This window comes from Vibrio sp. V42_P2S4T144 (genome assembly GCF_009904715.1).
GTDB classification, from domain to species: domain Bacteria; phylum Pseudomonadota; class Gammaproteobacteria; order Enterobacterales; family Vibrionaceae; genus Vibrio; species Vibrio alginolyticus.
Genome location: NZ_WXWS01000297.1, coordinates 1 through 6,365 on the forward strand (window position 1 = coordinate 1; position 6,365 = coordinate 6,365).

Annotated in this window: 5 protein-coding genes; 3 read left to right on the forward strand and 2 right to left on the reverse strand. The window is 44.9% G+C overall.

The features are described from left to right. Positions 1-14 precede the first annotated feature (14 nt). On the forward strand, positions 15-605 hold the full coding sequence (locus CAG68_RS10290; protein WP_005381682.1) for an acetate uptake transporter: 591 nt from the start codon (positions 15-17) through the stop codon (positions 603-605). A gap of 100 nt (positions 606-705) precedes the next feature. Here CAG68_RS10290 and CAG68_RS10295 read toward each other — a convergent pair whose 3' ends face one another. Next, positions 706-2,253 carry an alanine/glycine:cation symporter family protein gene (locus tag CAG68_RS10295; protein WP_005381681.1) on the reverse strand — a complete coding sequence of 516 codons (1,548 nt, stop codon included), beginning with the start codon at positions 2,251-2,253 and terminating at the stop codon, positions 706-708. Positions 2,254-2,560: 307 nt separating this feature from the next. Then, the gene (locus tag CAG68_RS10300) at positions 2,561-3,817 is read right to left on the reverse strand and encodes a D-amino acid dehydrogenase (protein ID WP_161441106.1); all 1,257 of its coding nucleotides are present in this window, start codon (positions 3,815-3,817) and stop codon (positions 2,561-2,563) included. A 106-nt stretch (positions 3,818-3,923) separates the two neighbouring features. Here CAG68_RS10300 and CAG68_RS10305 point away from each other — a divergent pair, with 106 nt between their 5' ends. Together CAG68_RS10305 and CAG68_RS10310 are read left to right on the forward strand one after the other, a co-directional pair. Next, entirely contained in the window at positions 3,924-4,835 is a 912-nt protein-coding gene (locus CAG68_RS10305; RefSeq protein ID WP_132937057.1) for a LysR substrate-binding domain-containing protein, read from the forward strand. A gap of 117 nt (positions 4,836-4,952) precedes the next feature. Then, positions 4,953-6,221, forward strand: a complete 1,269-nt coding sequence (locus CAG68_RS10310) for an O-acetylhomoserine aminocarboxypropyltransferase/cysteine synthase family protein (RefSeq protein WP_005381677.1) — start codon at positions 4,953-4,955, stop codon at positions 6,219-6,221. Positions 6,222-6,365: the final 144 nt, after the last annotated feature.

Here is a 6,365-nt window from a genome sequence, read left to right on the forward strand (position 1 = left end):
AAAGGTATTTGTACATGTCGACAAAACTGGCTAACCCAGCACCGCTAGGTCTAATGGGTTTCGGTATGACCACTATTCTGCTCAATATTCATAATGCAGGATTTTTCCCAATTGACTCTATGATTCTAGCGATGGGCATCTTTTACGGTGGCCTTAGCCAAGTAATCGTTGGCATCATGTGTTTTAAACGCGGTGATACGTTCGGCACAACTGCGTTTACTTCTTACGGTCTATTTTGGCTAACATTGGTTGGTCTAATCGTAATGCCTCACATGGGTCTTCCTGCAAGCCCTGCAAGCTTTATGGGTTGGTACCTAGCGCTTTGGGGCATCTTCACTGGTTTCATGTTCATTGGTTCTCTATGTTACCCAACAGCGAAGCAAGTGGTATTTGGTTCTCTAACTATCCTGTTCTTCTTGCTTGCTGCTCGTGATTTCACTGGTAGCGAAGTGATCGGTGCTATCGCTGGCTTCGAGGGTATCTTCTGTGGCGCAAGTGCAATTTACTTCGCAATGGCGCAAGTACTGAACAACGAATTTGGTCGTGAAGTGTTACCTGTCGGTAAAGCAAAAATCGCTCGTAAAGTTGAAGCGGTTATCGCCTAAGCTGTTACTCATAATGAAGAAAGGGGGATTAACCATTGGTTAATCCCCCTTTTTTATGTCCTCAATCGGACCACTGCTTTTTCTTATTTATGTGATAACGCTATGTTGATGGTTGCTCAACAGTTTCTGCGCTATTGCTGTCTGCCGTTGGAGCTTTACCCGTTTTACGTCGGTACTTATCTTCCCAGTAATCTGCGCCTTTAATGCCCAGTGCAACAGGGTTAAATGTAAAATCGGTCACACCACGTTTTTGTTGTTCTTCGTAGTCGTTCAGTGCTTTGAGTGCAGGCTTCGACATAAAGAAAATGATCAAAATACCGATGATGTTTAGCCACGCCATCAGTCCTACACCTACATCACCCATCGCCCATGCTAAGTTGGCGGTTTTCACGGTTCCGTAGAACACGGATGAAATAATGATGACTTTCAGAATAAACATCAGTCCATTTACTTTGAACGTACGACGAATGTAAGCAATGTTCGTTTCTGCAATGTAGTAGTAAGCCAGAATGGTCGTAAACGCGAAGAAGAATAGAGCGATTGCGATGAATGGTTTACCCACGCCAGGTAGTGCGCTTTCGATCGCCATCTGTGTAAACACAGGGCCATTTGCACCAATATCCGCTGGTAGGTTTTGAACCAGGAATGTACCTTCAATCGCACCATTTACGTTGTACGCGCCAGTGATAAGAATCATGAACGCGGTTGCTGAACACACAAGTAGTGTATCGATGTAAATAGAGAAAGATTGAACAAGACCTTGCTGAGCAGGGTGATCAACACTCGCTGCTGCTGCTGCGTGAGGACCAGTACCTTGACCTGCTTCGTTGGAGTAGACACCACGTTTTACACCCCAGCCGATTGCTGCACCAACGCCTGCCATTGGTGTGAACGCGTCACCAATGATCATGCCGAAAATGCGTGGAACCTCACCAATGTTTAGAAGGATGATGACAAACGCAGTAATGATGTAAGCTAACGCCATAAATGGCACAACGACTTGGGTAAAGTTCGCGATACGCTTTACGCCACCAAAAATGATGAAAGCCAAAATGACACAAACAACCGTACCAGTGAAAATTTTAGCAAAACTGAAGGTACCAATAGCGGTTTCAATCATGTCACCTGAGCCAAATGCGGCTTCTACTGCGTTACCGATACTGTTCGATTGAACGCCAGGAAGTAGGACACCACAAGCAAAGATGGTCGCGATAGCAAAGATCCAAGCGTACCATTTTTGTCCCATTGCTTTCTCAATATAGTAAGCAGGGCCACCACGGAACTCGCCTTCGTCTTCTTCTTTATAAATTTGTGCAAGTGTTGATTCTGCGTATGCGGTTGCAGCGCCAAAGAAGGCTACGACCCACATCCAGAATACGGCGCCTGGGCCACCGAAACCGATAGCAGCAGCAACACCAGCAATGTTACCTGTACCTACACGGCCAGACAGTGAAACGGCAAGTGCCTGAAATGATGATATCCCTTTTGTTGAACTCTTCCCTGAAAGTAATAAGCGCCACATCTCAAAGAAGTGACGAATTTGTACAAAACGCGTCATGATTGAATAGAACAAACCTGCGCCAAGGCACAAATAGATCAGTACCGGGCTCCAAATAATTCCATTCAGAAAATCAACTAATGACTGCATGAGTATTTTCCCTGTTAGTTGTGTTTGTGGTTGTTTTTCACACAATACATTACCCTTTATGTAATGCAATTGTTAACTTTTTTAGCTACAAATCCTTTGTAGCGTGATGATGAACACAGAATGGAGAGTAGTTGTTAAAATTTGGTTCTTGTTGCTTATTTGCTCCTTTTAGGTAGAAGATTTGCCTGATGATTAATTATGCAGCACATTGTCATTTAAATGTGCTGCGATTTTGATGAGTTAAAAATGCCAGTGGTTATGCATTTTGTGGAGTAAGTGTCTGCCTGTTTTTTGTTCAGTCATGTCCTCAGGCGTAACGACAAAGGTTAAGCTCCGCATTATCCATCACTTTTGTTTTTTCACCTTTCATTACGCTTGCTAGCAATTGACCTGAACCACAAGCCATCGTCCAGCCCAGAGTTCCGTGTCCGGTGTTAGTAAAAAGGTTATCGTATTTAGTCGCGCCGATAATTGGTGTGCCATCAGGCGTCATTGGCCTAAAGCCGCTCCAAAACTCAGCTTGGCTGAAGTCACCACAACGAGGAAAAAGATCATGGATGACCATTTCGATGGTGTTTTTGCGCTTTTGTGGAAGGGAAGCATCAAACCCTGCTAATTCTGCGGTGCCAGCTACGCGAATTCGGTCATCAAATCGAGTCATAGCGACTTTATAGGTTTCATCCATCACAGTAGATCGAGGAGAGAAGTGTTCATCTTCCATCGGGATGGTGAGTGAATAGCCTTTGACAGGGTAGACCGGAATATCAATATCGAGTTGCTTGAGTAGCGCTGTAGAGTAGCTGCCAGAGGCCACCACATATTGGTCTGCTTTAAATTGTCCTCGGTTCGTTTGGACACCTATGATCTTTTTACCTACTGTAACCCAATTGCTTACTTCAGTATCGAACTCAAATCGGACACCGTGTGCCTTAGCAAGCTCCGTTAGTTGTTGGCAAAATTGATGGCAATCGCCCGTTTCGTCATCAGGTAGATGCAAGCCACCAACCAGTTTGTCTTTCACAAGTGCAAGCCCTGGCTCTTGTTCAATACATTGTTCGACGTCCATTAGCTTAAATCGGGTTCCGCTTTGTTCAAGGAGCTGCATGTCCTTTTCAATAGCTTGCAGCTGTTGATGTGTTCGGAATACTTGCAAGGTCCCAAACTGACGCCCTTGATACTCAATGGCGTGTTCTTGGCGTAACTGTTCTAAGCAAATACGGCTGTGGTTAGCGATCGAAAGCATGCGAGCCTTGTTAACTTGATAGCGAGGTAGGGTGCAGTTCGCGACCATTTTACTCGCCCAGCGGATCATGTCGGCATTCAGAGTGGGTTTGATTTTAAGTGGAGCATGCTCCTCCATTAACCACTTAATGGCTTTAACAGGAACACCAGGCGCAGCCCAAGGCGAAGAATAGCCATATGAGATCTGCCCGGCATTGGCGAAGCTCGTTTCCATGGCACTGCTTGGTTGGCGGTCAATGACGGTAACTTGATAGCCTGCTTGAGATAAATACCAAGCAGAGGTTAAGCCGATAACGCCGCTGCCTAATACGATGACTTCCATTGATGCACTCCACACATTTATCAGAGTGCTCAGTTTCTTTTCTTTACCTTTTGTTAACAATCGATATAAATTACACACAGCGTTTAGAAAAACTATAGGCTCAAGGATGAAAAGTAATCTGATAAGTGGCTTGTGTCTATTTAGCCAAGTCGCGGAGTACAACAGCTTTACTGGTGCTGCAAGACATTTACACCTCACCACTGGTGCCATAAGCCAACAAATTATTCATTTGGAAGCGTTATTAGGTTTTACTTTATTTGAACGCCACTCTCGCGGTATTCGTTTAACCGTAAAAGGCACTCAGTTACACCAAGCGACGCAGTTTCACTTTTCGGAACTGAGCAAATTGCTTGATGAGCTCAAAGTAGAAAAGCAAACCAATGAAATTCGTTTGAAGTTGACGCCTTCTTTTGCTTTCAAATGGTTAGTCCCAAAGCTCGAAAGCTTCCATCATGATAATCCGGATATCCAAGTACAAATCTTTGCGGAAGGTGCGCTGGTAAATAGTGAGATAAAAGACTATGACGTCGCAATTGACTATGGTCTTCATCCTTATAGAAATGCTAACGCGGAGCTGATTTTGGATGAGCATCTGCTACCGGTGATGAGTCCAAAATACCTTGAGGATCATGGCTGGCTAAAAACGTTGTTTGGTGAGCAAAAAAACTCAATGCCAGTGAAGCAATGGCAAGAGGCGACGCTACTACACGATGCGATGCCATGGGAAAACGCGACGCGTGACTATGAGTGGCTATATTGGGCGTCAGCGATGGGGTTGGATTTTAAAACCGATATCGGACACTTTTTTAATCGAACGGATATGGCGATGTCTGCAGCCGAAGCAGGCGTTGGGATTGCGATGGCACGAATGGCACTGATTGAGGATGAATTGACGACAGAGCGTTTGGTTTCTCCATTCAAACCGATTCCTGCCAATGCAGGGTATTACTTGATCATGAACACACGTACGAATGCGACAGAAACGTTTCGTCACTGGTTACTTGGACAGTTGAATTAGCGTTTTATCTCTGTGATTCATCCCTACGTTATTTGTTGAAAAATTGGGCAATATAAGTTTTAAGCAAGGTAAGTGCTTTGCTTGCCGCTATTTGAGTGATGAAAGACAGGGAAGAACATGAAAGACGAAACGCTATCCATCCATTTTGGTTACGAAACTGACCCTACCACTAAATCTGTCGCGACGCCGATTTATCAAACGGTCGCGTACGAGTTTGATAACGCGCAGCACGGCGCTGATCTGTTTAACTTGGAAGTGCCGGGGAATATCTACACTCGCATCATGAATCCGACTAACGATGTTCTGGAAAAACGCATGGCGGCGTTAGAAGGCGGCATTGCTGGATTGGTCGTGAGTGCGGGGAGTGCAGCGATTAACTATGCAATTCTGACCTTAGCGCAAGCGGGCGATAACATCGTTTCTACGCCGCAACTTTATGGCGGTACTTATACCTTGTTTGCGCACATGCTCCCAAATCAAGGTATTCAGGTGAAGTTTGCTAAAGATGACAAGCCAGAAAGTTTGGCCGAATTAATTGATGAAAATACCAAAGCGGTGTACTGCGAGAGCATTGGTAACCCTGCGGGTAATATCATCGATTTAGAACGTGTGGCGGAGCTTGCTCATGCACAAGGCGTACCTGTGATTGTGGATAACACCGTTGCGACGCCAGTGCTTTGCAAACCCATCGAATTTGGTGCGGATATCGTAGTTCACTCTCTCACTAAATACGTTGGTGGGCATGGCACCACATTAGGTGGCGTGATTGTGGATTCAGGTAAATTCCCTTGGGCGCAGCACAAAGACCGCTTTCCTGTTTTCAACCAACCAGAACCTTCTTACCACGGCGTGGTGTATACCGAAGCGTTTGGTGAAGCGGCATTTATCGGGCGTGCGCGTACCGTACCACTGCGTAATACCGGAGCCGCATTATCACCGATGAATGCATTTATGCTTATGCAAGGGCTAGAAACGTTACCGCTGCGCATGGAGCGCCATACCGAGAACACACTCAAAGTGGCTGAATTCTTGGAACAGAATGACAAAGTCAGTTGGGTAAGTTATGCCGGATTGCCAAGTTCTGAACACTTCCATCTCGCCGAAAAATACATGAAAGGTAAGCCTTCTGCGATTTTGTCGTTTGGTTTAAAAGATGGTTATGACGCTGGTGTGCGTTTTTATGATGCTTTGAAAATCTTTAAGCGTTTGGTGAACATTGGCGATGCAAAATCATTGGCTTGCCATCCTGCATCGACGACTCATCGTCAATTGAGCGAAGCAGAACAAAAACAAGCTGGTGTGTCTCCAGAGATGATTCGTTTATCGGTGGGTATTGAACATATTGACGATATTCTAGCCGATTTAGAACAGGCACTAAACGCGTAAAACGATTCTGTTTTTAGCTTTGGGTTACCCATAGGCCAGCCTTTAAAAAAGCTGGCCTATTTTTATTTTATTGTTTAAATATCAAGGGTTTTAGTGTTTTTGGATTGTGGTATTCCAAAAGCTCATGGTGGATGAAATTTATTC

Excerpts from the sequence above, each read along its gene's own strand:
- CAG68_RS10290 (WP_005381682.1), top strand. The coding sequence starts at position 15 with ATGTCGACAAAACTGGCTAACCCAGCACCGCTAGGTCTAATGGGTTTC.
- CAG68_RS10295 (WP_005381681.1), bottom strand. The coding sequence starts at position 2,253 with ATGCAGTCATTAGTTGATTTTCTGAATGGAATTATTTGGAGCCCGGTA.
- CAG68_RS10300 (WP_161441106.1), bottom strand. The coding sequence starts at position 3,817 with ATGGAAGTCATCGTATTAGGCAGCGGCGTTATCGGCTTAACCTCTGCT.
- CAG68_RS10305 (WP_132937057.1), top strand. The coding sequence starts at position 3,924 with ATGAAAAGTAATCTGATAAGTGGCTTGTGTCTATTTAGCCAAGTCGCG.
- CAG68_RS10310 (WP_005381677.1), top strand. The coding sequence starts at position 4,953 with ATGAAAGACGAAACGCTATCCATCCATTTTGGTTACGAAACTGACCCT.